A 26,882-nucleotide genomic window follows, 5' to 3' on the forward strand; every position below is an offset into this window, starting at 1 on the left:
TTCGTTAAGAAAGAGGTCAACCGTGTCGGTCTCCATCAAGCCGCTCGAGGATCGCATCGTCATCAAGCAGGTCGAAGCGGAGCAGACCACCGCTTCCGGCCTCGTCATTCCTGACACCGCGAAAGAGAAGCCCCAGGAGGGCGAAGTTGTTGCAGTCGGCCCCGGCCGCATTGACGACAACGGCAACCGCATTCCCCTCGACGTCGCCGTCGGCGACAAGGTCATCTACTCCAAGTACGGCGGAACCGAGGTCAAGTTCGGCGGCGACGACCTTCTCGTCCTGTCCGCACGCGACGTGCTCGCGGTCGTCGTCCACTAGGACGCTTCCCCTGCGGCACACGCCGTAAACTAAAAATCCCGGATGGCCCTGCCATTCGGGATTTTTTGTCGGAAAGGGCCCACAATGACGGATGCTGCGACACCGGTGACCGCTGCCGTCACCCCGAAACCACCCCGCAGCGAGCACAGCCGCGGCCTGCTGCTCGCCGTGCTCAGCTACGCCCTCTGGGGAGTGCTGCCGCTCTACTTCCTGCTGCTCGCGCCGAGCGGGGCCTTCGAGGTCGTCGCCTGGCGGGTGCTCTTCTCCCTCGTCTTCTGTGTGCTGCTGATCACCGTCACCCGCACCTGGCGCAAATTGGCCGGCGCCTTCGCCAAGCCGAAGGTCGTCTGGACGATGGGCCTGGCCGGCCTGCTGATCTTCGTCAACTGGCAGACCTACGTCTACGCCGCCCTGAACGGGCAGGTCGTCGAGGCGGCCCTCGGCTACTTCATCAACCCGATCGTCACCGTGTTCCTCGGCGTGCTGCTGCTGCACGAACGGCTGCGCCGGGTGCAGTGGGTCGCGGTGGGCATCAGCCTCGTGGCCGTGATCGTGCTCACCATCGGTTACGGCACCCTGCCGTGGATCTCCCTCGTTCTGGCCTTCTCGTTCGGCTTCTACGGCCTGATCAAGAAGCGGGTCGGCGGCGACGTCGACGCGGTCACCGGGCTCACCCTGGAAACGGCGTGGCTGGCTCCCGTGGCCCTCATCCAGCTCGTGGTGGTGGCTGGAATGTCGGGCCTGACCTTCGGCACGGTCTCACCCTGGCACACGGTGGCGCTGCTCGGCGCCGGCGTGATCACCGCCGTACCGCTGCTGTTTTTCGCCGCGGCCGCTCGACGGCTGCCGCTCACCGTCATCGGACTCGTGCAGTTCATCGCGCCCGTGCTGCAATTTCTCGTCGGCGTCGTCGTGCTGAAGGAGCCGATGCCGCCCGAACGCTGGGCCGGCTTCGCCCTGGTCTGGGTGGCGCTCATCATCCTCACCGTCGACATGGTGCGGTCGGGCCGCGCCCCGCGCCGGGCGACGCTCGAACGCACCTGAGCCGATCCGCCCGACCGCTCCTGCCCGGCGCGGGCCCCGCGCGCTACCCTCGATAAGAATGCCAACGAAAGGATGACGGATGCCCCGTGCCCTGCCCCGCCGTGCCCTGGTCGCGTGTGCCGCCGTGGGCGTCGCCCTGTTCGTCCTGACCGGCTGCACGACCGAGCCGCCCGTCAACGTGCCGAGTCCGACGCCGACGATCACCTCCGGCATCGTGCCCATCGGTGATGGTGTGCTGCGCATCGGCACGCTCTTTCCCACGATCGGTGATGCGGCTGCGAGCGGCGCGGCCCAGGTCGCCGGCACCGAGCTCGCGGCACGCACCGTGGCCGATGAGGGCGGCATCCCCGGCCGCACCATCGAGCTGATCCACCGCAACTCCGCCGGCGACGTCGCTGCCGCCGTTGCTGACCTCGTGGCCCGTGGCGCCGACGTCGTGCTCTGGGACGCGGCGACGACGCCGACTCCCGAAGTGGCGGCATCCGTCACCGAGGCCGGGCTTGCGTTTCTCGCGCTCGGTGAGTTCGCGAACGGTGGTACCCCGCTCGCCACCGACGAGGCTTTCACGGCGCGGCTGAAGACGGCCGATCCCGGGCTGGCGGCCACGGCCGGCGGTGCCGAGAGCTACGACGGGGTCATCCTGACGGCGCTCGCCGCGACGGCCGTCGGCGACGATGCCGCGGCATCCGTCGAAATCGGCTGGGAAACGGTCGCGGCCGGACCGACGGTCTGCACGTCTTGGGGAGAATGCGTCGCTGCACTGGTTGATGCGCAGAGCATTGAATATCAGGGCATAACCGGCGTTCGATCGTAACGATTTGGTCGCTTTACACGGTTGTAACACGATCCGTGAGGTTATCGGTACCCGCGTTGCCTAGTGTCAAAGCACGGCAGTCACTCGGCTGCCGTGATCTTTGTTTTCTTTCTAGTCCCAAGGAGCAACATGAGCGTATTCGCGAAGGCCCCGGCCTCCCGCTCAGTTCGTGCAGTCGTTACCGGCGTCGCCATGCTGGGAGTGAGCGCTCTGCTGCTCACCGGCTGCAGCGGTACCTCAGATCCCGTTGAAACGGATGCCGCCGTCGTCGACGAAGGCGTCGTCGCGGAGGTGGGCGCGGGCGACCGTGCCCTGGAGCTCAAGATCGGAACGCTTCTGCCCCAGAGTGGCACCCTCGCTTTCCTCGGCCCGCCCGAGATCGCCGGCGTGAACCTCGCAGTGCAGGACATCAAGGACGCCGGCCTGGGCCTCGAGGTCGCAGTGACCTTCCGCGACTCGGGCGACACCACGACCGACACCGCGACCAACTCCGTAGACGACCTGCTCGGAGAGGGCGTCAGCGCCATCGTCGGAGCGGCCTCCTCGGGCGTCTCCAAGACCGTGATCGACAAGATCACCGGCGCCGGCGTCGTGCAGTTCTCGCCGGCCAACACCTCGGAAGACTTCACCGAGTATGCCGACGACGACTACTACTGGCGCACCGCGCCCTCCGACCTGCTGCAGGGCGCCGAGCTCGGCAACCTGATCGCCGGTGACGGCAACGAGACGCTCGGCCTGATCGTCCTCAACGACGCCTACGGCACCGGCCTCGAAGCCTCCACAACGGCGGCCTTCGAAGCCGCCGGCGGCGAGGTTGTCGCCTCGGCGCTGTTCAACGAGGGTGACCCGAACTTCGCGGCGCAGATCGCCGAAGTGACCGCGGCCGACCCCGACGCGATCGCCCTGATCACCTTCGACCAGTCCAAGATCATCGTTCCCGACCTCGTCGGCAGCGGTGGGTTCCCGGGCGACAAGCTCTACTTCGTCGACGGTAACCTCTTCGACTACAGCGCCGACCTCGCCCCCGGCCTCATTGAGGGTTCCAAGGGCACCCTGCCCGGTCTCGACGTGGCGACCCTCGGTGACTTCACCGATCGCCTGCTCGAGATCGACCCGTCGCTGACCGACTTCAGCTACGCCGCCGAGTCCTACGACGCCGTGATCCTGCTCGCGCTCGCCGCCTACGCCGGCAACGACACCTCGGGTGAGACGCTCAAGACGTACCTCCGCCAGGTCTCCGGTGGCACCGGTGAGGGCGTCAAGGTGACAACCTTCGCCGAGGGCGCTGCCGAACTCGCTGAGGGCAACCAGATCGACTACGACGGCCTCTCCGGTCCGGTCGACTTCGACGAGCACGGCGACCCCCAGGACGCCACGATCGGCAAGTACGTCTACGGGAGCGAAAACAAGTACACCCGCATCGCCGAGTAACGCAGCACCCCAGTAACACCGAAGGGCCCCGGCTTCCGCCGGGGCCCTTCCTCGTGCCCTGGGCGGACTGCGCCCGCGCCGTGAGCGCATACGCGCGCCCGATACGGGTGGCCGCTACGGTAACGGCCGTAGCGCTTACCCGTTTCGGGCGCGGTGGTGGCTGGCCGCCCTCGGTGGGCTGGCCCGGGGCATCCGTCGCGGCGGGGTCCTGATTGAGCGGATGCTCCACCCACGCAGAAGCGGGGCACTCGCTGGTCAGACAGTGTCTGACCGGCGAGTGCCCCGCTGATGGGGACACCGGTGAAGCGGCTAATCCTGACCGAGGGTGCCGAGGTAGAGGCCGATGACCTTGGGGTCGTTCAGCAGTTCCCGGCCGGTTCCGGTGTAGGCGTCTCGGCCCTGGTCGAGCACGTAACCGCGGTCACAGATCTGCAGGCAGCGGCGCGCGTTCTGCTCCACCATGATCGTGGTCACGCCGGCCTTGTTGATCTCCTTCACGCGCAGGAACGCTTCGTCCTGGCGCACGGGGGAGAGGCCGGCGCTCGGCTCATCCAGCAGCAACACGTGCGGGCCCATCATCAGGGCGCGGCTCATGGCGACCATCTGCCGTTCACCACCCGAGAGTGACCCGGCGCGCTGGGACATCCGCTTGCCGAGCTCGGGAAAGATCTCAGTGACGAACTCGAGGCGCTCCACGAGCCCCTTGGGCTTGAGGAAGATGCCCATCTCGAGGTTCTCCCGAATGGTGAGGGTGGGGAACACATTGTTGTTCTGCGGCACGAAACCCACGCCCTGGGCGACGAGCTTGTTCGCCTTGAGGTTGGTGATGTTCTTGCCGCGCAGCAGGATTTCACCCTCGCGCACCTTGACCTGGCCGAAGATCGACTTGAGCAGCGTTGACTTGCCGGCGCCGTTCGGGCCGATGATGCCGATGAGTTCGCCGTCGTAGGCGGTCAGTGAGCACTCGTTGAGAATGTTCACGCCGGTCACATAGCCGGCCGTGACGTTGTTGACCTCGACGACCTTCTCCCGGGTGGGAGCAACGGTCGGTTCTACGAGGGGGCTAGCGTTCGTCATCGAGCAACTCCGTAATGGCGGAAACGTGCTCGACCTCGGCGGCGGGGTCTTCGCCGATGTCTTCATCGTGGTGCGAGCCCAGGTAGGCGTCGATCACGGCCGGGTTCTTCATGACCTCGTGCGGGTCACCCTCGGCGACGACCTTGCCCTCGGCCATCACGATCACCCAGTCGGCGATGTGACGCACCATGTGCATGTCGTGCTCAACGAACAACACGGTCATGCCCTGCGCCTTGAGGTTGAGGATGTGGTCGAGCAGCGACTGGGTCAGCGCCGGGTTCACGCCGGCCATCGGCTCGTCGAGCATCACCAGGGTCGGGTCGCTCATCAGCGCCCGCGCCATTTCGAGCAGCTTGCGCTGGCCGCCGGAGAGGCTCGCCGCGTAGTCGTTCTTCTTGGTATCGAGCTTGAACCGGGTGAGCAGGTCGAGTGCCTTGGCCTGGTTGTCGGTCTCCTGCTTGCGCCAGAGGAACGGGAGCAGGGCGCGAAACAGGTTCTCGCCGCTCTGGCCCTTCGCGCCGAGCAGCATGTTGTCCATGACGGTCAGCAGGCCGAGGGCCTTGGTGAGCTGGAACGTGCGAATCTGGCCGAACCGGGCGACCCGGTAGGCCGGCACTCCGGCGATCGGGCGACCGTCGAAGGTCCACTTGCCCGCGTCGGGCTTGTCGAAACCGGTGAGCAGGTTGAACAGCGTGGTCTTGCCGGCGCCGTTTGGGCCGATCAGCGCGGTGATCGCGCCGCGGGGAACCTCGACGTGGTCGACATCGACGGCGGTCAGGCCACCGAAGGTGCGGCGCACACCGTCGACGACGAGGATCGGATCCCGCTTCTTGCAGCCGGGCTCTGCCTCGCCGACGTGCAGGTCGGTCGTCTTGATGGGCTTGCCGGTCGGGCCCGTGGGAAGCACCGGAACAGTATTAACGGACAAAGGCCAACTCCTTCTTGTTTCCGAAGACGCCTTGCGGTCTGAATATCACTATCAGCATGATCGCGACGCCCACCAGGATGAAACGTAACTGGCTACCCTGAACGACGGTCATGAACGGCAACCAGCCGGCCTCCACAGCCCGGGCGATGAAGCCAGAGAAGAAGGAGAGCAGCACCCAGAAGATCATCGATCCGATGATCGGGCCGAGAACCGTCGCGGCCCCGCCGAGTAGCAGGATGGCGTAGATGAAGAACGTCAGCGTGGTCTGGTAGTTCGACGGGACCACCGCGCGGGGCAGCGCGAAGATCATGCCGGCGATCGTGCCCAGCACGCCGCCGAGAATCAGGGACTGCATCTTGTAGGCGTACACGTTCTTGCCGAGGGCGCGCACGGCGTCCTCATCTTCGCGGATGCCCTTGATGACGCGGCCCCACGGGCTGCGCATGATCTGCCACACGAACAGCGCGGCGAGAATCACGATCGACCAGGCCACAATGCCCAGCCAGGTGTCGTAGGCGTTGTTCTCGAACGGGCCGAATCCGTATGTGCCGTCGGCGAGCGGGTTGAGCGCCGCGAACTCGTTCTTGTAGCCGCTGAGACCGTTCGCCGACCCGGTGACGGATGCGAAAGCGTTCGTCGTGAACAGCAGCCGCACGATCTCCGCGGCCGCGATCGTGACGATGGCGAGGTAATCTGCCCGCAGCCGCAGAGTGGGAATGCCGAGAATCAGCGCGAAAATAACGGATGCTCCCACCCCCACCAGGAAGGCGCCCCACACCGGGAAGCCGAAGGTGAGGATGGAAATGGCGTAGCCGTAGGCGCCGAGCGCCATAAAGCCGGCCTGGCCGAAGTTGAGCAGGCCGGTGTAGCCGAAGTGCACCGCGAGCCCGAGGGCGGCGAGGGCGTAGGCGGCCGTGGTCGGGCTGATCAGCTCGCCGGCGGCATTGTTGAAGATTGCTCCCCAGTCCATGTGAACCCCTAACCAATTCTCTCTTTGCGACCCAGGATGCCTTGCGGCCGGAATAGGAGCACCAGGATCAACACGACCAGGGCACCGGCGAACTTCATGTCGGAGGGAATCCACAGCGTCGACACTTCAACGAAGATGCCCACGATGAGGGACCCGACGAGGGCGCCGAAGGCGGTTCCGAGACCGCCGAGGGTCACGGCCGCGAAGACGAGCAGCAGCATCTGGAACCCCATGTCCCAGCTGACGCCGGGGCGGAAGTAGGCCCAGAGCACCCCGCTGAGGCCGGCCAGCGCGGCGCCGACCACCCAGACGATGCGGATGACGTTGTCGACGTCGATGCCGCTGGCCGAGGCGAGGCTCGGGTTGTCGGAGACGGCGCGGGTGGCCTTGCCGATGCGGGTGCGCAACAGGAAGTAGGCCACCGCCAGCAGCACGATGATGCTGATGAGCATGCTGCCGATGTCGATGGGCGAGATTGAGATGGGTCCGAACTTCAGGTCGGCTTGGCCGGTCCCCGGCAGTTGGCTCGTGCTGCCGCCGAAGAAGAACTGGTACACATACCGCAGCGCCAGCGAGAGGCCGATGCTGACGATCATGAGGGGGATGACCGCCACCCCCTTACGCCGCAGGGGTTTCCACAGCGCCGCATCGAGGGTGTAGCCGAGGGCTCCGCTGAGCACGACGGCGATCAGAATGGCCAGCCAGACCGGCAGCCCGAAGCCCGAGAAGACCAGCGTCATCAGCGCACCGAAGGTGATCAGCTCGGCATGGGCGAAGTTGCTGAGGCCGGTGGTGCCGAAGATCAGCGAGACGCCGATCGCGGCGAGGGCGAGCAGCAGCCCGAAGTTTACACCGTTGACGAGTCGATCCAGGAACTGGTTGAAGAAGCTCGTGGTCTCCCGCGTGCCCTCGCCCAGGAAAAAGTTGACCGAGACGCTGTCGATCAGGTCGAACTCGGCCTGGAAGACGTTCGCGCCGTCCTCGACGACCACGCCTTCGGGAAGGGTGTCCTCGTCGAGGGTGACCTCGTAGGTGTCCTTTTCGGGAACACCGATCTTCCACTTGCCCTCGGCGTCGGTTTCGACTTCGGCGTCATACCCGCCGCCCTGGGCGGTGATGAGCACACCCTCGAGCGGGTCGCCGTTGAAGCGCACGTTGCCCGAGAGGGCGAACTCATACTCGGTTCCGACTTCATCGGCGTGGGCGCTGCCCGCGGAGAAAGTCGACAGGGTCAGGGCCGCAAAAAGCACTCCAAGCAGGATGACGATCATCCTGGGTGTGAATCTGCGAGCCAGCTGAATGGGCTTCACGGGACCTCCATGTTGGTGCCGACCGGGGATAAACCGGGCGGGCGCCGGGTCTCACTGCCAACAACGTTGTTGAGAGTACGTGCCGATTATGTCCTATATGTTTCGCAGACGTTCATCCACACACCGTTCTGGTAACGGAATGCGCGGCGGCTAAACACGCTTAACATTGAAGAACCCGAAATTCGTAAGATTTTCGGGCTTCTTTCGTTCCTTTCTATACACAGTTCCAACACGCAAAGGGGTTTCATGGATCAGCCAGATCCGTTCGGTTTCACCGGGCTCACCTACGACGACGTGCTGCTCCTGCCGGGGCACACCGACGTCATTCCGAGTGAAGCCGTCACAAAATCCCGGTTGACACGGCGAATCGACGTGTCTTTGCCGCTGCTCTCCAGCGCGATGGACACCGTCACCGAGACCCGCATGGCGATCGCCATGGCCCGCGAGGGTGGCCTCGGCATCCTGCACCGCAACCTCTCGATCGGTGACCAGGCCGAACAGGTCGACCTCGTCAAGCGCAGCGAATCCGGCATGATTACCAATCCGGTAACAACTTCGCCCGACGCGACCGTGGCGGAGGTAGACGCCCTGTGCGGCCAGTTCCGCGTGAGCGGCCTGCCCGTCATCGACGGCGAGGGAATCCTCGTGGGAATCATCACCAACCGCGACATGCGCTTCGTGCCGAACGCGAAAAAGGCCCTCACCCGGGTCAGCGAGGTCATGACGACCTCGCCGCTGATCACCGGCAAGGTCGGTATGGCCCCCGAAGACGCCCTCGCGATTTTCGCTCGCCACAAGATCGAGAAGCTCCCCCTGATCGACGCCGCCGGCAAGCTCACCGGCCTCATCACCGTCAAGGACTTCGACAAGAGCGAGGAATACCCTCTCGCCACGAAGGACGACGCGGGGCGCCTGCGGGTCGGCGCGGCCATCGGCTTCTTCGGTGACGCCTGGCAGCGCGCCACCGCGCTGCTGGACGCCGGCGTGGACGTGCTCGTGGTCGACACCGCCAACGGTGACAGCGCCGGGGTGCTGGACATCATCCGTCGCCTGAAATCAGACAAGGCGTTCGCCGACGTCGACGTCATCGGCGGCAACGTGGCAACCCGTTCCGGCGCGCAGGCGCTCATCGACGCCGGCGCAGACGCGATCAAGGTGGGCGTGGGCCCCGGCTCGATCTGCACCACCCGCATCGTGGCCGGCGTGGGCGTGCCGCAGATCACCGCCGTCTACCAGGCCAGCCTCGCCGCACGGGAAACCGGCATTCCGGTCATCGCCGACGGCGGCCTGCAGTACTCCGGTGACATCGCGAAGGCTCTCGTGGCCGGCGCCGACACCGTGATGCTCGGCTCACTGCTGGCCGGCTGCACCGAAAGCCCCGGTGAGCTCGTCTTCGTCAACGGCAAGCAGTTCAAGACGTACCGCGGCATGGGATCGCTCGGCGCCTTGCAGACCCGCGGTTCGAAGACCTCGTATTCCAAGGACCGCTACTTCCAGAGTGACGTGCCGAGCGATGAGAAGCTGATCCCCGAGGGCATTGAGGGCCAGGTTCCGTTCCGCGGCCCGCTCGCCGCCGTCGCCTACCAGCTCATCGGCGGGCTGCGCCAGTCCATGTTCTATGTGGGCGCCCGCACCATCGCCGAGCTCAAGCAAAAGGGCAAGTTCGTGCGCATCACGCCCGCCGGGCTCAAAGAGTCACACCCGCACGACGTGCAGATCGTGGTTGAGGCCCCGAACTACCGCCGTTAGGCACCCGTGCGGCATCCGCTTCAGTCGTGAAGCGGATGCCGCGCGCGGCTGGCGGGGCCGACTGTCGGCGGCTCCGGCTAAACTGTGCTGGTGAGTATGGAAATCGAGATCGGCCGTTCCAAGCGCGCACGCCGCGTATACGCCTTCGACGACATCGCGGTGGTGCCCTCCCGGCGCACCCGCGACCCGGAAGACGTGTCGGTGAGCTGGTCGATCGACGCGTATAAGTTCGACATCCCCGTTTTGGCCGCACCGATGGACTCCGTCGTGTCGCCCGCGACGGCCATCATGATGGGCCAGCTCGGCGGTGTCGGCGTGCTCGACCTCGAGGGTCTCTGGACCCGCCACGACGACCCCGAGCTGCTGCTCAACGAGATCCGTCGCCTCTCGCCCGAGAAGGCCACCGCCCGCATGCAGGAGATGTACTCCGCGCCGATCCGGCCCGAACTCGTCACCGCGCGCCTGGCCGAGATCCGCGCCGGCGGCGTCACCGTCGCGGCCGCCCTCTCGCCGCAGCGCACCCAGGAACTCTACGAAACCGTCGTCGCCGCCGGCGTCGACCTCTTTGTCATTCGCGGCACCACGGTCAGTGCCGAGCACGTCTCGCAGAACCAGGAACCGCTCAACCTCAAGAAGTTCATCTACGAACTCGACGTGCCCGTCATCGTCGGCGGCGCGGCCACCTACACGGCCGCCCTGCACCTGATGCGCACCGGCGCGGCCGGCGTGCTCGTCGGTTTCGGCGGGGGAGCCGCGGGCACCACCCGCGCAACCCTCGGCATCCACGCCCCGATGGCAACCGCCGTTGCCGATGTCGCCGGGGCCCGCCGCGACTACATGGACGAATCGGGCGGCCGTTACGTGCACGTCATCGCCGACGGGGGCCTCAGCACCTCGGGCGATATCGTCAAGGCGATCGCCTGCGGCGCCGACGCCGTCATGCTCGGAACCGCCCTCGCCCGGGCGACGGATGCTCCCGGCGCCGGATTCCACTGGGGCGCCGAGGCGCACCACCCGCAGCTGCCCCGCGGCAAGCGCGTCGAGGTCGGTACCGTCGCGCCCCTCGAAGCGATCCTCTACGGCCCGGCTCCCGTCGCCGACGGCACCGCGAACCTGATCGGTGCGCTGCGCCGATCGATGGCCACCACCGGCTACTCCGATCTCAAAGAATTTCAGCGGGTTGAAGTGGTTGTCGCGCCGTACCGAGTGAACTAACGTCGTCTAGAAGCTCGCTGCACTACAAAAGAACGCTGTACCCGGAACGCTGTAGTTCCCCGCCCGCCCGAACCTTTTTCTCGTAAATTGGAGTCGCACATGGCCACGCAGGATTCAGTCCCCAACAACGTCACCCGGTCGACGAAACTGGGTCCCGAGGAACGCGCGGCTGCGCTGGCCAAGCTCAAGACGAAGGAACTCGACATCCTCGTCGTCGGCGGCGGCATCGTGGGCGTTGGCTGCGCGATGGATGCCGTCACCCGGGGCCTCAGCGTCGGCATCCTGGAGGCCCGCGACTGGGCCTCCGGCACGTCGAGCCGGTCGTCCAAGCTCGTGCACGGCGGCATCCGCTACCTGGAACAGCTCGACTTTCGCCTCGTGCGCGAGGCCCTGACCGAGCGCGGACTGCTGCTGCAGCAGCTCGCGCCGCACCTTGTGAAGCCGGTGCGCTTTTTGTACCCGCTCAAGAAGCGCTTCACCGAGCGGTTCTATATCGGCGCCGGCATGCTGCTCTACGACATCTTCTCGTACACCGGCGGGCGCCCGCCCGGGGTGCCGCACCACCGCCACCTGTCGAAGCGCCAGGTGCAGAAGCTCATGCCGAGCCTCGCCAACGACGCGCTCGTCGGCGGCATCACCTACTACGACGCCCAGGTCGACGACGCCCGCTACGCGGCCTCGCTCGTGCGCACCGCCTCGTTCTACGGCGCCCACGCGGCCAGCCGGGTGCGGGTCGAGGGCTTCATCAAGGTTGGCGAACGCGTTGTCGGCGTGCACGCCCACGACCTCGAGACCGACGAACACTTCGACGTGCGGGCCAAGCAGGTCGTCAACGCGACCGGCGTCTGGACCGACGACACCCAGCGCATGGTCGGCGAACGCGGCACCTTCAAGGTGCGGGCGTCGAAGGGTGTGCACCTTGTGGTGCCGCGGGACCGGTTCCAGAGCGCGATGGGACTGCTGCTGCGCACGGAGAAGAGCGTGCTCTTCGTCATCCCCTGGGGCCGGCACTGGCTGATCGGCACGACCGACACCGACTGGCACCTCGACAAGTCGCACCCGGCCGCGACGGCCGCCGACATCGACTACATCCTCGAACACGTGAACTCGGTGTTGAGCGTGCCGCTCACCCGCGAAGACGTCGAGGGCGTGTACGCTGGCCTCCGCCCGCTGCTCGCCGGGGAGAGCGACCAGACCTCCAAGCTGTCGCGCGAGCACCTGGTCGGGCATTCCGTTCCCGGCCTCGTCGTGATCGCCGGCGGAAAATGGACCACCTACCGCATCATGGCGAAGGACGCCGTCGACGCGGCGGCGGACGCCCTCGACGGCAAGGTGCCCGCCTCGACCACCCAGAACATCCCGCTGCTCGGTGCCGAGGGCTACCAGGCCGCGTGGAACAAGCGCGGCAAGATCGGCCGGGCCTTCAACCTGCACACCGTGCGGGTCGAGCACCTGCTCAACCGCTACGGCACCCTCACCGACGAACTGCTCGATCTCATTCGAGCGGATGCCTCCCTCGCCGAGCCCCTGCCCGGCGCCGACGACTACATCGCTGCCGAGGTCGTTTACGCAGCTTCGCACGAGGGTGCGCTGCACCTGGATGACGTGCTCGCGCGTCGCACCCGCATCTCGATCGAGGCTTGGGACCGTGGGGTGTCGGCCGCTCCGGTCGTGGCGAAGCTGATGGCGGGCGTACTCGGCTGGGACGCCGCGCAGGAGGAGCGCGAAGTGGCCGTCTACCTCAAGCGGGTCGCCGCCGAGCGGGCGTCGCAGTTGGAGCCCGACGACGAGTCCGCCGACCGGGTGCGCCTCGAGGCCCCCGACATCGTCGTCACCAACTAGCGCGCGCCGCCGGCTGCCGCGCTCGCGGCACTCGTTCGGCAAGCCGGCACTCGATACAACGAGTGCCGGCTTGCGCACTGAGTGCCACGACCGGCTCAGCGCGTGCCACGACCGGCTCAGTGCGTGCCACGACCGGCGTGGACGTGTTGCGCGCCCGGCCCGGCTGACGTGCATGCGGGCTCCGGTAGAATGGGGAGGGTGCACATAAACCCTGCCCATAATCCCCAGGAGTCGTAATAATGGTTGATGTTCGGCGGGTCAAACTCCCCGGAGTCGGTGTTCTGCACACCTTCATCACGGATGACGGCGGCAAGGTCGGCGTCATCGCCCACCGCTCCGGCCACAGCGACCTGATCACCTTCGCGGACGATGAGGGCGGCCCCGACGCCAGCAAGGTCTCTTTGCGCCTGAGCGAAGATGAGGCCCACACCCTCGCCGAACTGCTCGGCGGCACCCAGATCACCGAAAGCCTCACCGCCCTCGACCAGATCCCCGGCCTCAGCATCGACTGGTTCACCGTGGACTATGAGGACTACATCGCCGGCCAGCCCCTCGGCAACCCGGCCGAACGCGGCATCGCCGGCCTGACCGTCGTCGCCGTCGTGCGCGGCGAATCCGCCAACCCGGCCCCGGCGACGGACTTCAAGGTTTTTCCCGGGGACACCCTCGTGGTCGCCGGCTCGCCCGAGAAGGTCGTGAAGGCCTTTTCCTTCTTCCGCACCGGTGAAGTGAAGGCGAAGTCCGTCGACGCGCCACCCGGAGGCTAGCCCATGCATCTGGGCGAAGACCTTCTGGTACTCGGCATCCTCTTTGTCGTCGCGTACGTGCTCGGGCGTCTCGGCAAGCTCATCGGCCTGCCGACCATTCCCGTGTACATGATCGTGGGCGTTCTGGCGAGCCCGCACACGGAGTGGTTCCCCCTCAACTTCGCCGCCGGCGACATCGAGCTGATCGCGGTCTTCGGGCTCGTGCTCTTGCTGTTCAGCCTAGGACTCGAGTTCGACCAGGAAGAATTCTTCGGTAACGCCAAGACCCTGCTCATCTCCGGCGGTTCCTGGGTGCTCATCAACATGGGTGCGGGCTTCATCTTCGGGCTCATGGTCGGTTGGGGTCCCCGCGAAGCGCTCGTTATCGCGGGCATGACCGGAACCTCCTCGAGCGCCATCATCACCAAGTTGCTCATCGAGCTGCGGCGCCTCGCCAACAAGGAGACCCCGATGATTCTCGGGGTGACCGTGGTCGGCGACATCTTCATCGCCATCTACCTCTCCATCGTGTCGGTCGTGCTGAGCGGCGAGACCGAGATCTGGCCGATCGTGCTGCAGCTGTCGATTGCGTTCCTGTTTTTGGTGGTCATGTTCTCCCTCGCCCGCTGGGGCGGCCGGGTGGTGTCCCGCCTCATTCGAACCAAGGACGACGAACTCTTCACCATCCTGTTCTTCGGCCTCGTGGTGCTGTTCGCCGGCATCGGCGAGATCATCGGCGTGACGGATGCGATCGGTGCGTTCCTGATCGGCGTCGTGCTCGGCGCATCCACGTACCGCGCCAAGATAGAGCGTGTCGCGGTGCCGCTGCGCGACGTGTTCGCGGCATTCTTCTTTCTCAACTTCGGCCTCGCCCTCGACGTCGCCGAGTTCCCGCCGGTGATCGGCGTCGTGCTGCTCGCGATCGTGATGACATTCGTGCTCAGCCTCGGCTCCGGCGCTCTGCTGGCGTACCTGCACAAAATGGGCCGCCGGGAAGCCCTCAACACCGCCGCGATCTTCGTGAACCGCGGCGAATTCACGCTGATCCTCGCGACCCTGGCCCTCGGCGCCGGCCTCGACCCCCGGCTGCAGCCCTTCGCGGGCCTCTACGTGCTGTCCATGGCGATCCTCGGGCCGCTCTTCACTGCCAACTCGGAGAAGATCGGCGCCTACCTGAGCGGCAACGTGCCGGTCGTCGGCCGCAAACCGCGCAACGCCATGCTCGAGGAGGAGATCGCCCTCGTCGAAGCGGCAACCGCCAACCCGGGCGGCGACGATACCAAACGTGCCGTCAAAAGGGTGACCGACGCCCGCCCGCACGGCGATGCGCAGCCTGACGCGTACACCAACGGCGACGGCGACCCGACGGATGCCGACCCCGGCGCCTCCGATCGATCCGCTTCCGATCGATCGAGCGATTCGATGCTCGACTTCGTCACCGACCGCCTCGAGCACCAGCCGGGCCAGAGCCCTACCCAGAACCCCACCGCCCCCGCCGACACGCCGGACCGCAAGACCCGGCCAGGAGACTATTCGTGATCAGAATGATGGTGCGCCCCCGCTGGGTGCTCGCCCTGCTCCTCGCCCTCGCCATTGCCGCCGCGTTTGCGGTGCTCGGCCACTGGCAGCTGGAGCGAGCGATCGCATCCGGTGTCGTCGTGGAACGCACCACCGAACTGGTGACCCCGCTCACGGAGGTCGTGCAGCCCGACGGTCCGGTCACGCAGATCGCGACCGGCCAGATGGTCACCACGGGCGGGTACTACGTCGCCGGCGACGAAGAGCTGATCGGCCAGCGATTCAACGGCGAGACCCTGGGCTACTGGGTGGTCAGCCACTTCGTCACCGCCGACGGCTCGAGCATCGCCGTCGCCCGCGGCTGGGCCGAAGACGAAGGCGATGCCCGTGCGGCCCTGGCCGCCCTGTCGAGCGCCGCCGACACGGCCACCCTCGACGGTGCCCCCGACAACTATGCGCCCACGACCCTCACCGGTCGGTTCCTGCCCGGCGAAGCACCCGAACTGCCCGACAAGGAGGCTGGCGACCCCTACGCCATGAACACCGTGTCCCCGGCGGCGCTCATCAACCTGTGGGCCGATTTCACCGACCAGTCCGTGTACTTCGGCTACATCGTCGATGCCGAAGCGGCCACGGGCCTGGCCGTCATCGACTCACCGATCCCGGTCGTGGAGAAAGAGCTGAACTGGCTCAACATCTTCTATGCCATCGAGTGGGCCGTGTTCGCCGGCTTCGCGGTGTACATCTGGTACCGCCTCGTGCGGGATGCCGTGGAACGCGAAGAAGAGGACGCCGCCGAAGCGGCTGCGGCCGCGGCCGCAGCGGGCGAGCCCGACGTCGACGATGCGCCGCGCTCCGCCCTGCACCCTGCGAACGCCCACGCGCCAGCGCCGTAGAATACCGTGCCGTAGAATTGGGCCATGCCTCGTCAACCCAAGCCCGCCGATCTGCCCAGAATCCCCGGTGCGCTCCGGCTCTACCAGGTGTCGTCGACCATCACCGGTGTCTTCCTGCTGCTGCTGTGCATCGAAATGGTCATCAAGTACGGCTTCGGCCACGAGATCGAAATGGGCGGCCCGCAGGGGTTCCTCGCCCTCGTCCCGACCGACACGGTCACCGCCGTCAACCTCAGCACCGGCATCCTGATCGCGCACGGCTGGTTCTACGTGCTGTACCTGTTCGCCGACTTCCGCCTGTGGAGCCTGATGCGCTGGCCGTTCTGGCGCTTCGTGCTCATCGCCCTCGGCGGCGTCGTTCCCACCCTGTCATTCATCGTTGAAGTTCCCGTTGCCCGCACGGTGAAGCGCTTCATCGCCGAGAACGCTGAGAAAACCGCGGCAGTTGCCGAGAAGGCCCAGGCTCATTCATGACCAGCACCACCCCCAGCTCCACCACTGTGCCGGATGCCGCGTTGCTGACCGGCGACCTCTCGGGCCTCGACCGCCCGGTACTCGTTGTCGACTTCGGTGCGCAGTACGCGCAGCTGATCGCGAGGCGCGTGCGTGAGGCATCCGTCTACAGCGAAATCGTCGCGCACACGATCACCGCTGCCGAAGTTCAGGCCAAGAACCCGCTCGGCATCGTGCTCAGCGGCGGCCCGTCGAGCGTCTACGCCGAGGGAGCCCCGGCGTTCGACGCCGCGATCTTCGACCTCGGCATTCCGGTGCTCGGCATCTGCTACGGCTTCCAGGTGATGGCGACCGCCCTCGGCGGCACCGTCGCCCAGACCGGCGCCCGCGAATACGGCTCCACTCCGGTCACCGTCAGCAACGGCGAGAACGTGCTGCTGGCCGACCAGCCCGATGCGCAAAATGTGTGGATGAGCCACGGCGACTCGGTCGCCACCGCGCCCGAGGGCTTCACCGTGCTCGCCTCCTCGGTCTCGACCCCGGTCGCCGCCTTCGCCAACGATGCCAAGCGCCTCTACGGTGTGCAGTGGCACCCCGAGGTCAAGCACTCCGAAAACGGCCAGCACGTGCTGGAGAACTTTCTGCACCGCGCCGCCGGCATCGCCGCCGACTGGAACAGCGGCAACGTCATCGCCGAACAGGTCGCGAAGATTCGCGCCCAGGTCGGCACCGGCAAGGTCATCTGCGGCCTGTCCGGCGGAGTCGACTCCGCCGTTGCCGCCGCCCTCGTGCACAAGGCGATCGGCGACCAGCTGGTCTGCGTCTTCGTCGACCACGGCCTGCTGCGCGAAGATGAGCGCCGCCAGGTCGAGGAGGACTACGTGGCCGCCACCGGCATCCGCCTGGTGACCGTCGACGTGCGCGAACAGTTCCTCACCGCCCTCGACTGTGTGAGTGACCCCGAGACCAAGCGCAAGATCATCGGCCGCGAATTCATCCGCACCTTCGAGCAGGCCCAGGCCGAGCTCATCGAAGAGGCCAGGGAAATCGACGGCGACCCGATCCGGTTCCTCGTGCAGGGCACCCTCTACCCCGACGTCGTCGAATCCGGCGGCGGCAGCGGCACCGCGAACATCAAGAGCCACCACAACGTGGGTGGCCTGCCCGACGACCTCAAGTTCGAGCTCGTCGAACCGCTCCGCACCCTGTTCAAGGACGAGGTGCGGGCCATCGGCATGGAACTGGGCCTGCCGGCGGAGATCGTGCAGCGCCAGCCGTTCCCCGGACCCGGCCTGGGCATCCGCATCGTCGGATCGATCACGCAAGAGCGACTCGATCTGCTGCGTAAAGCGGATGCGATCGTGCGCTTCGAGCTCACCGCCGCGGGCCTCGACCGCGAGATCTGGCAGTGCCCGGTCGTGCTGCTCGCCGACGTGCGCTCGGTGGGCGTGCAGGGTGACGGCCGCACCTATGGCCACCCGATCGTGCTGCGCCCGGTGTCTTCAGAGGATGCCATGACCGCCGACTGGACCCGCCTGCCCTACGACCTGCTCGCCAAGATCAGCAACCGCATCACGAACGAGGTCGACGGGGTCAACCGCGTCGTGCTCGACGTGACGTCGAAGCCGCCGGGAACCATCGAGTGGGAGTGATCCCGCGGTAGCGTGACAGGAAGGGCCGGCTCGTGGTGAGCCGGCCCTTCTGTCATATCGGGGCTGTCGGTTGACCGTTTGCCGGGGCGGGAGTTGACTGGTTGGGTCAAAAACTCGAACCCAACGGAGAACTCACAGGAGACCACTATGCCCAGCAACTCCCAGCCCACCATCGTCTTCGTGCACGGCGCGTTCGCGGATTCCTCCGGATGGTTGGGTCCCATCAGCCGCCTCGAGGCCGACGGCTTCACCGCCCTCGCCCCGGCAAACCCGCTGCGGGGCCTGCGCAGCGACGCCGACTACCTGCGGGCGTTCCTGAACACCGTGCCCGGCCCGATCGTGCTCGTCGGCCACTCCTACGGTGGCGCCGTCATCACCAACGCGGCGACCGGAAATCCCAACGTGAAGGCGCTCGTCTACATCAACGCGTTCGCTCTCGATGAGGGCGAACCCGTCGCCGTTGCCAACGAGCTCGGCGGCGGCCACTCGAGCCTCACCGAACACATCCTGGCCCGCCCGTTCCCGGGAGCCGCGGAGGGCGACGCCGACGCCTACATCGACCCCGCGTTCTTCCACTCGATCTTCGGCCAGGATCTTCCGAAGGCGGATGCCGCGGCCCTCGCGGCCACGCAGCGTCCCGCGGCGCTGTCCACCCTCGGGGTGCCGTCGGGCCCGCCGGCGTGGAAGAGCATCCCGAGCTGGTACCTCGTGTCATCGGCGGACCGCATCATCCCGCCCGAAGCGGAGCGGTTCATGGCGGCGCGGGCAAAGGCCCGCACGGTGGAGATCGACAGCTCGCACGTGGCCATGATCAGCCACCCGCGGGAGGTCGCAGACCTGATCCTCGACGCGATCCGCACCACGACCCGCGAATCGGTCAACAGCTAGCCGCGGCGCGGTCTGCAGGTCGGCTCACGAGGTTTCGACCAGCGCGCTTCGCGCGCAGGCTCAACCAGCGTGTGGATGAATCCGCTGGTTGAGCCGGTGCGCGAAGCGCGCCGGTCGAGATTTCGACAAGCTCAATCCGGGTGGGACGACCTCCGGAGCTAGTCTTTCGGGGCCTTCAGCCAGCGACGGATGGCGACGATCACGACACCGAGCAGCCCGAGCAGAATGATGGCCCCGGAGACATAGCCGAGCGGGGCATTGTTGCCTTCGAGTTCGGCAGGCAGTAGCCCGGGCATGGCGGACAGGCTCAATTCGATGAAACGCATGCCTTAAGCCAACCACATGCCGGGGGCAGCGACGTGACGGCACTGGTGCGGCCTCCGCCTGAAAACACGTCGACCCCCGCGCCGTGCGGCGCGGGGGTCGACGTGGTGGGGTCTGGCGGCTATTCGCCGCGCAGGATCGCGAAGATGCGCAGCAGTTCGACGTAGAGCCAAACGACGGTCAGCACGATGCCGAACGCAGCGGACCAGCCGTACTTGCGGGGGGCGCGGTTCTGCACGCCTTTCTGCACGAAGTCGAAGTCGAGCACGAGCGAGTACGCGGCGAGGATGACGGCGAAGAGCCCGATCGCTACGCCGAACCAGCCGCTGCGCATCGTGTCGGCGCCGGTGAAGACCATCAGGCCGAGGTTGATCAGCTGGAACACGCCGTAGCCGACCATGGCGATGATGAAGACCTTGGTGGCCTTCTTCGAGGCGCGGATCTTGCCGCTGCGAAACAGGGCCAGGGTGACCCCGACCACGACGAGGGTCGCGAGGATCGCCTGCGTGACGATGCCCTGGTAAGCACCGTTGAAGAGCATCGAGATGCCGCCGACGAAGAGGCCCTGGGCCGCCGCGAAGGTCAGGATCAGCGGAGCCGACGGCTCCTTCTTGAAGGTGTTGACCAGGCCGAGTACAAAACCGGCGATCGCGCCCGGAATCATCAGGATCGGGAACATCCAGCCGACCGCCGCGGCCACGATCAGAACGGCGAAGGCGATGCCGGTCTTGGTGATCGTGTCTTCGTAGGTCATGTGACCGGTGTCCTGCGAACCCGCGGAGGGCTTGTTGTACATGTCCTGCAGGTCGTTGTCAGACAAGGTGCGGGAAGCCGCCAGCGCACCGGGGGCGCCGAACGCGGCGTTTCGGGAGAACGCGGGGTTGGAGGTTGCCATGTAAATCGCAGCTCACAATCAAGTTAGGTAGACGGGACCCCCCTATAGAGGGAGTACCCACCACTGTATCGAAGAGCCCCTCCGATTGCAGCGGCCATCAGTGGATTTACAGCCTCCGGCGCCCGTGGCACGAGGCGCCGAAAGTCGCTCGGGCACGGGGAACGCCGACCACAGGACTAGCCTGATCTGATGCATCCGTTAGTCATCGGTCACCGCGGCGCCAGCGGTTACCGCCCCGAACACACCCGCTCCGCCTACGAACTCGCGTTCGCGCTCGGCGCCGACGCCGTCGAACCCGATGTGGTCGCCTCGAAGGACGGCGTGCTCGTCGTGCGCCACGAGAATCAGATCAGCGAGACGACGGATGTCGCCGATCACCCCGAATTCGCCGCCCGCCACACGACCAAAACCGTTGACGGCAAGGTCTTGACCGGTTGGTTCACCGAGGACTTCACCTGGGGGGAGCTCCGCACCCTCGGCATGCGCGAACGCCTCCCGGCGCTGCGCAAGAACAGCGCGAGCTTCGATGGGCAGTTCCCCATGCTGCGGCTGCGCGACGTCATGAAGCTCGTCGACCGGGCCGCGGAGATCGCCCGGGCGCCCCGCAGCATGGTGGCCGAGCTGAAGCATCCGTCCTATTTCGCGTCGATCGGGCTGCCGCTCGACGAACTGTTCGCCGCCGAGATCAACCGGGCCGGCTGGAATGCGGGCGACGGCCGCCTCATCACCGAGAGCTTCGAACCGACCGTGCTCGCCCAGCTGCACGCCCGCGGCGTGTACGGCAAGCGGATCCTGCTGCTCGAAGCCCGGGGCAAACCGGTCGACCTGGTCTCCCGGCTCGGCGCCGACGCTCCGCGCTACGCCCACTACCTGACCGACGCCGGCCTGTACGACCTGCGCGGCACGGTCGACGGAGTCAGCGTGCCCAAATCGCTCATTCTCGAAACGGACGAGGGCGGTACCGTCACCGGGGCGAGCCCCCTCGTCGACGCGGCCCACGCCGCCGGCCTGTATATCTACTGCTGGAGCCTGCGCCCCGAGAACCGTTTTCTCGCGCCGAGTTTTCGCCGCGGCCGATACAAGGCCCAGTTCGGCAACTGGTCCGCGGAGTTCCGCACCATCATGGGCTCCGGCGTCGACGGCGTGTTCGTCGACCACCCCGACCTCGCGGTAATGGTGCGCGCCGAACTGCAGCGCGAAGAGGAACTGCTGCTCGGCTGACCTCCCGGAACGGGTGTCAGACGCCTCGCCTAGAATTGAACTCGATATGACACCCTCTTCTGCTCCGGAATACCAGCCGCCTGCGCGCCCCGCCCAGACGGGACGTTCGGCAACCCCGATCATCCTCGACGGCCACGGCGGCCCGGTCGGCACGGCCGGGGCGGGTTCCGGCGGCGAGCACCGCAGCCACCTGCTCGACGGGCTCAACCCGCAACAACGCGAAGCCGTCGAATACCGCGGGCAGGCGCTGCTGATCATCGCCGGTGCCGGCTCGGGCAAGACCAGCGTGCTCACCCGCCGGGTCGCGAGCCTCCTGGAGACCCGGGATGCCTGGCCGAGCCAGATTCTGGCGATCACCTTCACCAACAAGGCCGCTGCTGAGATGCGTGAACGGGTGCAGGCGATTCTCGGTGACGGGGCATCCGGCATGTGGATCAGCACGTTCCACTCGTCGTGCGTGCGCATTCTGCGGCGGGAGGCCGACAAGATCGGCCTGTCGAGTAGCTTCAGCATCTACGACTCGGCCGACACCAAGGTCACCCTGAAGCGCATCATCAAGAGCCTCGACGCCGACACCTACGGGTTCACGCCCGGATCGGCCGGCGCCAAGATCTCCAAGCTCAAGAACGAGCTCGCCGATGTCGACTCCTACGCCCGCAACGCGAACATGAGCGACCCGCAGGAGGTCATGTTCGTCGAGATTTTCCGCCAGTACACGGCCCGGCTGCGCGCCGCGAGCGCCCTCGACTTCGACGACCTGATCGGCGAGACGGTCTACCTGTTCCGGGCGTTTCCGGATGTCGCCGCCCTCTACCGACGCCGGTTCCGGCACCTGCTGGTCGACGAGTACCAGGACACCAACCACGCCCAGTACGCCTTCGTGCACGAACTGACCCGGCCGGTCAGCCCTGCGCTGGCGGAGCAGATGGACCGGGACGGCGTGCACGTGCGCAACCTGCGCGACGCGAGCGGCGGCATCCCGGGCGCCTCGTTGACCGTGGTCGGTGACTCCGACCAGTCCATCTACGCGTTCCGCGGCGCCGACACCCGCAACATCACCGAGTTTGAACGGGACTACCCGGGCGCGAAGGTGATCCTGCTCGAGCAGAACTACCGGTCGACGCAGAACATCCTCTCGGCGGCGAACGCCGTGATCGGTCACAATTTCGACCGCAAAGACAAGAAGCTCTGGAGTGCCGGCGGCGACGGCGAGAAGATCGTGGGCTTCACCGCCTACTCGGGCCACGACGAGGCCCAGTTCGTCTCCGACGAGATCGACGTGCTGCACCGCGCCGGCATGGCCTACCGCGATATGGCCGTGTTCTACCGCACCAACGCGCAGACCCGCGCGCTCGAAGAAATCCTGGTGCGCTCCGCCACGCCGTACCGCGTGGTCGGCGGAACCAAGTTCTATGAACGCGGCGAGATCAAGGATGCCCTCGCCTACCTGATCGCGGTCGCCAACCCGGTCGACGAACTCGCCCTGCGGCGCATTCTGAACACCCCCAAGCGCGGCATCGGCCCCGCGACCGAAACCGCGCTCGCGAGCTTCGCCGACGACAACGACTTCACCTTTCGCCAGGCGATGCGGTCGTCGAGCGCGCTGGGCCTCGGCCCGAAGGTCACCGGCGCGATCCTGAAACTCGCCGAACTACTCGACGCCGCCGCGCTGATGCTCGTGCCCACGGTCATCGCCGAAGACGGCACCGGCACCGGCGGCTCCAACGTCAGCGAGGTGCTCGAGTTTCTGCTCGAGGGCAGCGGCCTGCTCGCCGTGCTGCGCGGCAGCCGGGACCCGCAAGACGAGGCCCGCGCCGAGAACATCGAGGAACTCGTCGCCCAGACCAAGGACTTCAACAAGGAGAACCCCGATGGGGGGCTCGTCGACTTTCTCACCCAGGTCTCGCTCGTCGCGGCTGCCGACGACCTCGACGACGCCTCCGGAACGGTGTCGCTCATGACGCTGCACACCGCGAAGGGCCTCGAATACGAAGCCGTGTTCCTGACCGGCATCGAGGAGGGCCTGCTGCCGCACCAGATGTCCGCGAACGAACCCGGCGGCCCCGCCGAAGAACGCCGCCTGTTCTACGTCGGCATCACCCGGGCCAGGCAGCGGCTGTACCTCTCGCTGGCCATGACACGCGCCCAGTTCGGCGATATCAACGTGGCGATGCCGAGCCGATACCTGCAAGAGATCCCCGCCGAGCTGATGGACTGGCGGCAGTCGCCGGGCATGGCGAACTCCCGTGGCGGCACCCAGCCGCGCGCCCTCAACGTGCGCCGCGACGGCTACGGCGGCGGCTTCAACGGCCGCAGCAAAGAACTCGCCGGGCTGCCGCCGGCGCCCCCCAAGACGAAGACCGAATGGGCGAACCGCATCACCGGAACCGTGCGCGACAACGGCAGCCTGACGCTCGAAGCGGGCGACCGCATCCGTCACGTTGATTTCGGCGACGGACTCGTGAACCAGGTCACCGGCGAGGGCACCAAACGCATCGCGCACGTGCAGTTCGACACCTCCGGGGCCAAGAAACTGCTGATCAAGGTCGCACCGATCGAAAAGCTCTAGCATGGCTTGGGTTGACCCGGCGGCGCCCGACCGCGGGCGCCGGCCGGAATCGTTGCTGCAGTTTCTGCGCTCGCTGCGCGGCTGGCAGTTTGAGGTCGCCTCGCGCGCGGCGGTCTCGGTGGCCGTTCCGCTCGCGGTGCTCGCCTCGGTCGGCCGGCTCGACTGGGCCGCCTACGCCGCGTTCGGCGCGATGACGAGCCTCTATGGGCGCAACGAGCCCTACCGGCAGCGGATGCGCACGGTCACCGCCGCCGGACTGCTCATGCTCGCGATCATCGCCTTCGCCCTGACGCTGGCGAACTTCGGTGCCGGACTGCTCGCCCTGACCGGCGGGCTCGTGCTCGTGCTCACGGTGAGCATTGTGCTCTGCCGCACCCTCGGCCTGTTCCCCGGCACGCCGATCTTCTTCGTCTTCGGCTACGCCGTCGTCGCCGAGATCGCTGTTCCGGCGGAGGAGTTCGGGCCGCGGTTGCTCGTGGCGGTAGCGGGGGCATCCGTCGCCTGGGCGCTGACGATGTCGGGCTGGCTGCTGCGCCGCCTTGCCGGCCGCCGCGAACCGGCCCTGTTCAAGGAACTGTCCCGGGCCGCGACCGTGCGTCCGCGAGCCGTCGCCGACCCGCAGGTGTGGCTGAACGTGGCGCAGAACGTGATTGGCGCCCTGCTGGCGGGCGCGCTCGCGATGTCGTTCGGCCTCGGGCATGCCTACTGGGCGGTCATCGCGGTCGTGGCCGTGCTGCCGCCGCCGCACGCCGCACACTCGGTGTCACGGGCCTTTCACCGCATCATCGGCACGGTGCTGGGTCTGGGGGTGGCGGGGCTCGTGCTGCTGCCGGATCCGCCGGTCTGGGTGCTCATTCTGGTCATCGCGGTCGCCCAGTTCGGGGCCGAGCTGTTCATCGGCCGGCACTATGGCGCCGCGCTGCTGTTTGTGACGCCGCTCGCCCTGACGGTCGTGCACCTCGTGAGCCCCGAGCCGGTGGCGACCCTGCTGGTCGACCGGGTGCTCGAGACCACGCTCGGCGGAGTGGTCGCCCTCGGCATCGTGCTCCTCGTGCAGGCCGCCCAGCGCCGCCGGCTGCGCTCTGCCTGACCGGCGCCTCGGCCGTGCTGGCAGCCGGGTGCGCGGGGTGCGCGGGTTGCGTCGGGGTGCGTCGGCGGCCGGCGGCATAACTCCTGCAGTTTGCCCGATCGGCCGAAACGTTGCCCGTCTTTCCGGGCTTTGGTAGGAGTGGCCGCAGAATCTGCAGGAGTTATGCAGCCGCCTCGGGCGCGGGTCGGCCGCTGCATCGGAACCGCAGTGCCGCATCACAGGTTTTTCTCAGCGTCCCGATAGCTGTTCGATGAGGTCGGCCGGGATGCTCTTCTCATGACCCTCGACACGCGCAGTACCCGACCCGGCACCAGCCCCGCGCCCCGGGCCGCTCGCGTCCCCGCCCCGGCTCCCGGCCGGCTGCCCGTACGCCCCGCTTACACGAAGCGGATGCGCCTGGCCGACACCCTGCAGACCCTCTGCATCACCTCGGTCGCCCTCGTCGTCGCCATCTTCCTCGCCGACGGCGGGGCGGCCGACTTCGGCACCTTCGCCGACACGCTGACCTCGATCGGGATCCTCGCCGGCCTGATCGGCACCGACCTGCTGCTCGTCATGATGCTGCTCGCCTCCCGCCTGCCGCCCATCGACCGGGCCTTCGGCCACGACAGTGCCATGGCACTGCACCAGCAACTGGGCAAACCGGCCCTCTACCTGCTACTCGGCCACGCCGTGTTCCTGATCGGCGGCTATGCGGCCGCCGAGAACGTGAATGTGTTCGCCGAGACCTGGAGCATGTTCTTCACCCTGCCCGACATGCCGCTCGCCTTCCTCGGCCTCGGCCTGCTGATCGCGGTCGTCGTCACCTCGCTCGTCATCGTGCGGCGTCGCTTTCGCTACGAGGCCTGGCACGCCGTGCACCTGCTCGGCTATCTCGCGGTGCTGGTCTCCGTCCCGCACCAGTTGAGCGTCGGCGGACTGCTCGCCGAAGGCGCCATCGCCCGCTACTACTGGCTCACCCTGTACCTCGGGGTGGCTGCCGCCATCATCGTCTACCGGTTCGTGCTGCCGATCGTGCGGTCGCTGCGTCACCAACTGGTCGTCGACCGTATCGAACGGATCGCCCCCGGTGTGGTGTCGATCACCCTGACGGGCCGCGAGGTGAACAAGCTGCGCGCCGAGAGTGGGCAGTTCTTCATCTGGCGGTTCTGGAGCCAGGGGCTCTGGTGGCAGGCGCATCCGTTCTCGCTGTCGGCCGCGCCGACCAACGACAGCCTCCGCATCACCGTGCGGGCCCTCGGTGACGCTTCGGCGGACCTGCCGAATCTGCCCCGCGGCACCCGCGTGAGCTTCGAGGGCCCCTACGGCATCTTCACCGACCGCGCCCGCACCGCCCCGCACCTCGTGCTGGTCGCCGCCGGCATCGGGGCGGCGCCGATTCGGTCGCTGCTCGAGAACGCCGACTTCGCCCCGGGCGGCGCCACGGTGCTGCTGCGCTCGCACAGCGTCGGCGACAGCTACCTCAGCAGCGAGATCATCGAACTCTGCCAGCGCCGCGGCGCCGAGCTGCGCATCATCGCCGGCACACGTGCACCCCGCGGTGACAGCTGGCTGCCGGCGGATGCCGCCGCCGCCCGCATCACCCTCCGCACGCTGGTTCCGCAGCTGCGCTACTCCGACGTGTATGTCTGCGGCCCCCGCCGCTGGACCGACGCCGTCGTGCGCGACGCGCGTTCGGCGGGCCTGCCCACCCGACAGATTCACTACGAAAGGTTTGATTGGTGAGATCACGCGCAGTACTCCTGGCCGCCGTGGCTTCCGTCTCGGTGCTCGGCATCGGGTGGCAGCTCGGCACCCAATCCATCGAGGCGTCGCAGAGCCTGACCGCCTCGGGCAACACGGCGAGCACGGCCGGTTCGACCACGACGACGGATGCCGCGGCCCGGGCCGCGCAGGCCGCTCACGATGCCGCCGCGGCGGCGGCCGCCGCC

At 67.2% G+C, this 26,882-nt stretch carries 23 protein-coding genes and 1 pseudogene; 18 read left to right on the forward strand and 6 right to left on the reverse strand.

Translation table 11 applies throughout. The features are described 5' to 3' along the window. Nucleotides 1–22: 22 nt before the first annotated feature. From groES to D6T64_RS03775, 4 genes are all read left to right on the forward strand, one after another. Nucleotides 23–319 carry a co-chaperone GroES gene (gene groES / locus D6T64_RS03760; protein WP_119971815.1) on the forward strand — a complete coding sequence of 99 codons (297 nt, stop codon included), beginning with the start codon at nucleotides 23–25 and terminating at the stop codon, nucleotides 317–319. 84 nt (nucleotides 320–403) lie between these two features. Next, nucleotides 404–1,363, forward strand: a complete 960-nt coding sequence (gene rarD / locus D6T64_RS03765) for an EamA family transporter RarD (RefSeq protein ID WP_119971818.1) — start codon at nucleotides 404–406, stop codon at nucleotides 1,361–1,363. A gap of 79 nt (nucleotides 1,364–1,442) precedes the next feature. Further along, nucleotides 1,443–2,177 (forward strand): ABC transporter substrate-binding protein, encoded by a 735-nt coding sequence (locus tag D6T64_RS03770; protein WP_119971823.1) that lies wholly within the window; start codon nucleotides 1,443–1,445, stop codon nucleotides 2,175–2,177. Between the two features lie 129 nt (nucleotides 2,178–2,306). Beyond that, on the forward strand, nucleotides 2,307–3,608 hold the full coding sequence (locus D6T64_RS03775) for an ABC transporter substrate-binding protein (protein ID WP_119971826.1): 1,302 nt from the start codon (nucleotides 2,307–2,309) through the stop codon (nucleotides 3,606–3,608). A gap of 309 nt (nucleotides 3,609–3,917) precedes the next feature. Here the strand turns inward: D6T64_RS03775 and D6T64_RS03780 are convergent, their stop codons facing one another. The 4 genes from D6T64_RS03780 to D6T64_RS03795 are packed head-to-tail and all read right to left on the reverse strand — an operon-like array spanning nucleotide 3,918 to nucleotide 7,854. Continuing rightward, the gene (locus tag D6T64_RS03780; RefSeq protein ID WP_119971829.1) at nucleotides 3,918–4,685 is read right to left on the reverse strand and encodes an ABC transporter ATP-binding protein; all 768 of its coding nucleotides are present in this window, start codon (nucleotides 4,683–4,685) and stop codon (nucleotides 3,918–3,920) included. Next, nucleotides 4,672–5,562: an ABC transporter ATP-binding protein gene (locus D6T64_RS03785; protein ID WP_233550815.1), complete on the reverse strand. Its 891-nt coding sequence runs from the start codon at nucleotides 5,560–5,562 to the stop codon at nucleotides 4,672–4,674. The genes D6T64_RS03780 and D6T64_RS03785 overlap by 14 nt, the downstream gene beginning before the upstream one ends. 40 nt (nucleotides 5,563–5,602) lie before the next feature. Next, entirely contained in the window at nucleotides 5,603–6,583 is a 981-nt protein-coding gene (locus tag D6T64_RS03790) for a branched-chain amino acid ABC transporter permease (protein ID WP_119971834.1), read from the reverse strand. An 8-nt stretch (nucleotides 6,584–6,591) separates the two neighbouring features. Beyond that, nucleotides 6,592–7,854, reverse strand: coding sequence for a branched-chain amino acid ABC transporter permease (locus tag D6T64_RS03795; RefSeq protein ID WP_119971837.1), 1,263 nt, complete (start codon nucleotides 7,852–7,854; stop codon nucleotides 6,592–6,594). A gap of 285 nt (nucleotides 7,855–8,139) precedes the next feature. On the opposite strand from D6T64_RS03795, the gene guaB reads away from it, so the two are divergent. The 9 genes from guaB (at nucleotide 8,140) to D6T64_RS03840 (ending at nucleotide 18,852) form a co-directional block, all read left to right on the forward strand. Further along, the gene (guaB, locus tag D6T64_RS03800; protein WP_119971839.1) at nucleotides 8,140–9,642 is read left to right on the forward strand and encodes an IMP dehydrogenase; all 1,503 of its coding nucleotides are present in this window, start codon (nucleotides 8,140–8,142) and stop codon (nucleotides 9,640–9,642) included. Nucleotides 9,643–9,738: 96 nt separating this feature from the next. Continuing rightward, complete coding sequence (locus tag D6T64_RS03805; protein WP_119971842.1) at nucleotides 9,739–10,857, forward strand: GuaB3 family IMP dehydrogenase-related protein; 1,119 nt, start codon at nucleotides 9,739–9,741, stop codon at nucleotides 10,855–10,857. A 99-nt stretch (nucleotides 10,858–10,956) separates the two neighbouring features. Further along, nucleotides 10,957–12,699: a glycerol-3-phosphate dehydrogenase/oxidase gene (locus D6T64_RS03810; RefSeq protein ID WP_119971845.1), complete on the forward strand. Its 1,743-nt coding sequence runs from the start codon at nucleotides 10,957–10,959 to the stop codon at nucleotides 12,697–12,699. Nucleotides 12,700–12,938: 239 nt separating this feature from the next. Further along, nucleotides 12,939–13,466 carry a cation:proton antiporter regulatory subunit gene (locus tag D6T64_RS03815; RefSeq protein WP_119971848.1) on the forward strand — a complete coding sequence of 176 codons (528 nt, stop codon included), beginning with the start codon at nucleotides 12,939–12,941 and terminating at the stop codon, nucleotides 13,464–13,466. A gap of 3 nt (nucleotides 13,467–13,469) precedes the next feature. Then, nucleotides 13,470–14,984, forward strand: coding sequence for a cation:proton antiporter (locus D6T64_RS03820; protein ID WP_119971851.1), 1,515 nt, complete (start codon nucleotides 13,470–13,472; stop codon nucleotides 14,982–14,984). 5 nt (nucleotides 14,985–14,989) lie between these two features. Next, entirely contained in the window at nucleotides 14,990–15,859 is an 870-nt protein-coding gene (locus D6T64_RS03825; RefSeq protein ID WP_233550816.1) for an SURF1 family cytochrome oxidase biogenesis protein, read from the forward strand. Nucleotides 15,860–15,883: 24 nt separating this feature from the next. Then, the gene (locus tag D6T64_RS03830) at nucleotides 15,884–16,333 is read left to right on the forward strand and encodes a DUF3817 domain-containing protein (protein ID WP_119971858.1); all 450 of its coding nucleotides are present in this window, start codon (nucleotides 15,884–15,886) and stop codon (nucleotides 16,331–16,333) included. Continuing rightward, entirely contained in the window at nucleotides 16,330–17,964 is a 1,635-nt protein-coding gene (gene guaA / locus D6T64_RS03835; protein WP_119971862.1) for a glutamine-hydrolyzing GMP synthase, read from the forward strand. The genes D6T64_RS03830 and guaA overlap by 4 nt, the downstream gene beginning before the upstream one ends. 147 nt (nucleotides 17,965–18,111) lie before the next feature. Beyond that, a complete protein-coding gene (locus tag D6T64_RS03840) occupies nucleotides 18,112–18,852 on the forward strand; it encodes an alpha/beta fold hydrolase (protein ID WP_119971865.1) in 741 nt (246 codons plus the stop codon). Nucleotides 18,853–19,010: 158 nt separating this feature from the next. On the opposite strand, the gene D6T64_RS22495 is transcribed toward D6T64_RS03840, so the two are convergent. Next, nucleotides 19,011–19,178, reverse strand: coding sequence for a hypothetical protein (locus D6T64_RS22495; RefSeq protein ID WP_158594792.1), 168 nt, complete (start codon nucleotides 19,176–19,178; stop codon nucleotides 19,011–19,013). A gap of 119 nt (nucleotides 19,179–19,297) precedes the next feature. Beyond that, complete coding sequence (locus tag D6T64_RS03845; RefSeq protein WP_119971868.1) at nucleotides 19,298–20,071, reverse strand: Bax inhibitor-1/YccA family protein; 774 nt, start codon at nucleotides 20,069–20,071, stop codon at nucleotides 19,298–19,300. Nucleotides 20,072–20,260: 189 nt separating this feature from the next. Here D6T64_RS03845 and D6T64_RS03850 point away from each other — a divergent pair, with 189 nt between their 5' ends. The 5 genes and pseudogenes from D6T64_RS03850 to D6T64_RS03870 all read left to right on the forward strand — a co-directional run. Next, complete coding sequence (locus D6T64_RS03850) at nucleotides 20,261–21,292, forward strand: glycerophosphodiester phosphodiesterase family protein (RefSeq protein ID WP_119971871.1); 1,032 nt, start codon at nucleotides 20,261–20,263, stop codon at nucleotides 21,290–21,292. Between the two features lie 46 nt (nucleotides 21,293–21,338). After that, nucleotides 21,339–23,861 (forward strand): ATP-dependent helicase, encoded by a 2,523-nt coding sequence (locus D6T64_RS03855; protein ID WP_119971875.1) that lies wholly within the window; start codon nucleotides 21,339–21,341, stop codon nucleotides 23,859–23,861. Nucleotide 23,862: 1 nt separating this feature from the next. Further along, complete coding sequence (locus D6T64_RS03860) at nucleotides 23,863–24,951, forward strand: FUSC family protein (RefSeq protein WP_119971879.1); 1,089 nt, start codon at nucleotides 23,863–23,865, stop codon at nucleotides 24,949–24,951. A 276-nt stretch (nucleotides 24,952–25,227) separates the two neighbouring features. Next, nucleotides 25,228–26,676, forward strand: coding sequence for a ferredoxin reductase family protein (locus D6T64_RS03865; protein WP_119971883.1), 1,449 nt, complete (start codon nucleotides 25,228–25,230; stop codon nucleotides 26,674–26,676). Then, a pseudogene (locus D6T64_RS03870) lies at nucleotides 26,673–26,882 on the forward strand (hypothetical protein); the annotation flags it as partial. The gene D6T64_RS03865 and the pseudogene D6T64_RS03870, both read left to right, overlap by 4 nt.

It is taken from the genome of Cryobacterium melibiosiphilum (assembly GCF_003602235.1).
GTDB classification, from domain to species: Bacteria; Actinomycetota; Actinomycetes; order Actinomycetales; family Microbacteriaceae; genus Cryobacterium; species Cryobacterium melibiosiphilum.

Coding starts and splice junctions, on each gene's coding strand:
- rarD (WP_119971818.1), top strand. CDS start 404: ATGACGGATGCTGCGACACCGGTGACCGCTGCCGTCACCCCGAAACCA.
- D6T64_RS03770 (WP_119971823.1), top strand. CDS start 1,443: ATGCCCCGTGCCCTGCCCCGCCGTGCCCTGGTCGCGTGTGCCGCCGTG.
- D6T64_RS03775 (WP_119971826.1), top strand. CDS start 2,307: ATGAGCGTATTCGCGAAGGCCCCGGCCTCCCGCTCAGTTCGTGCAGTC.
- D6T64_RS03780 (WP_119971829.1), bottom strand. CDS start 4,685: ATGACGAACGCTAGCCCCCTCGTAGAACCGACCGTTGCTCCCACCCGG.
- D6T64_RS03790 (WP_119971834.1), bottom strand. CDS start 6,583: ATGGACTGGGGAGCAATCTTCAACAATGCCGCCGGCGAGCTGATCAGC.
- D6T64_RS03795 (WP_119971837.1), bottom strand. CDS start 7,854: ATGATCGTCATCCTGCTTGGAGTGCTTTTTGCGGCCCTGACCCTGTCG.
- guaB (WP_119971839.1), top strand. CDS start 8,140: ATGGATCAGCCAGATCCGTTCGGTTTCACCGGGCTCACCTACGACGAC.
- D6T64_RS03805 (WP_119971842.1), top strand. CDS start 9,739: ATGGAAATCGAGATCGGCCGTTCCAAGCGCGCACGCCGCGTATACGCC.
- D6T64_RS03810 (WP_119971845.1), top strand. CDS start 10,957: ATGGCCACGCAGGATTCAGTCCCCAACAACGTCACCCGGTCGACGAAA.
- D6T64_RS03815 (WP_119971848.1), top strand. CDS start 12,939: ATGGTTGATGTTCGGCGGGTCAAACTCCCCGGAGTCGGTGTTCTGCAC.
- D6T64_RS03820 (WP_119971851.1), top strand. CDS start 13,470: ATGCATCTGGGCGAAGACCTTCTGGTACTCGGCATCCTCTTTGTCGTC.
- D6T64_RS03825 (WP_233550816.1), top strand. CDS start 14,990: ATGATGGTGCGCCCCCGCTGGGTGCTCGCCCTGCTCCTCGCCCTCGCC.
- D6T64_RS03830 (WP_119971858.1), top strand. CDS start 15,884: ATGCCTCGTCAACCCAAGCCCGCCGATCTGCCCAGAATCCCCGGTGCG.
- guaA (WP_119971862.1), top strand. CDS start 16,330: ATGACCAGCACCACCCCCAGCTCCACCACTGTGCCGGATGCCGCGTTG.
- D6T64_RS03840 (WP_119971865.1), top strand. CDS start 18,112: ATGCCCAGCAACTCCCAGCCCACCATCGTCTTCGTGCACGGCGCGTTC.
- D6T64_RS22495 (WP_158594792.1), bottom strand. CDS start 19,178: ATGCGTTTCATCGAATTGAGCCTGTCCGCCATGCCCGGGCTACTGCCT.
- D6T64_RS03845 (WP_119971868.1), bottom strand. CDS start 20,071: ATGGCAACCTCCAACCCCGCGTTCTCCCGAAACGCCGCGTTCGGCGCC.
- D6T64_RS03850 (WP_119971871.1), top strand. CDS start 20,261: ATGCATCCGTTAGTCATCGGTCACCGCGGCGCCAGCGGTTACCGCCCC.
- D6T64_RS03855 (WP_119971875.1), top strand. CDS start 21,339: ATGACACCCTCTTCTGCTCCGGAATACCAGCCGCCTGCGCGCCCCGCC.
- D6T64_RS03860 (WP_119971879.1), top strand. CDS start 23,863: ATGGCTTGGGTTGACCCGGCGGCGCCCGACCGCGGGCGCCGGCCGGAA.
- D6T64_RS03865 (WP_119971883.1), top strand. CDS start 25,228: ATGACCCTCGACACGCGCAGTACCCGACCCGGCACCAGCCCCGCGCCC.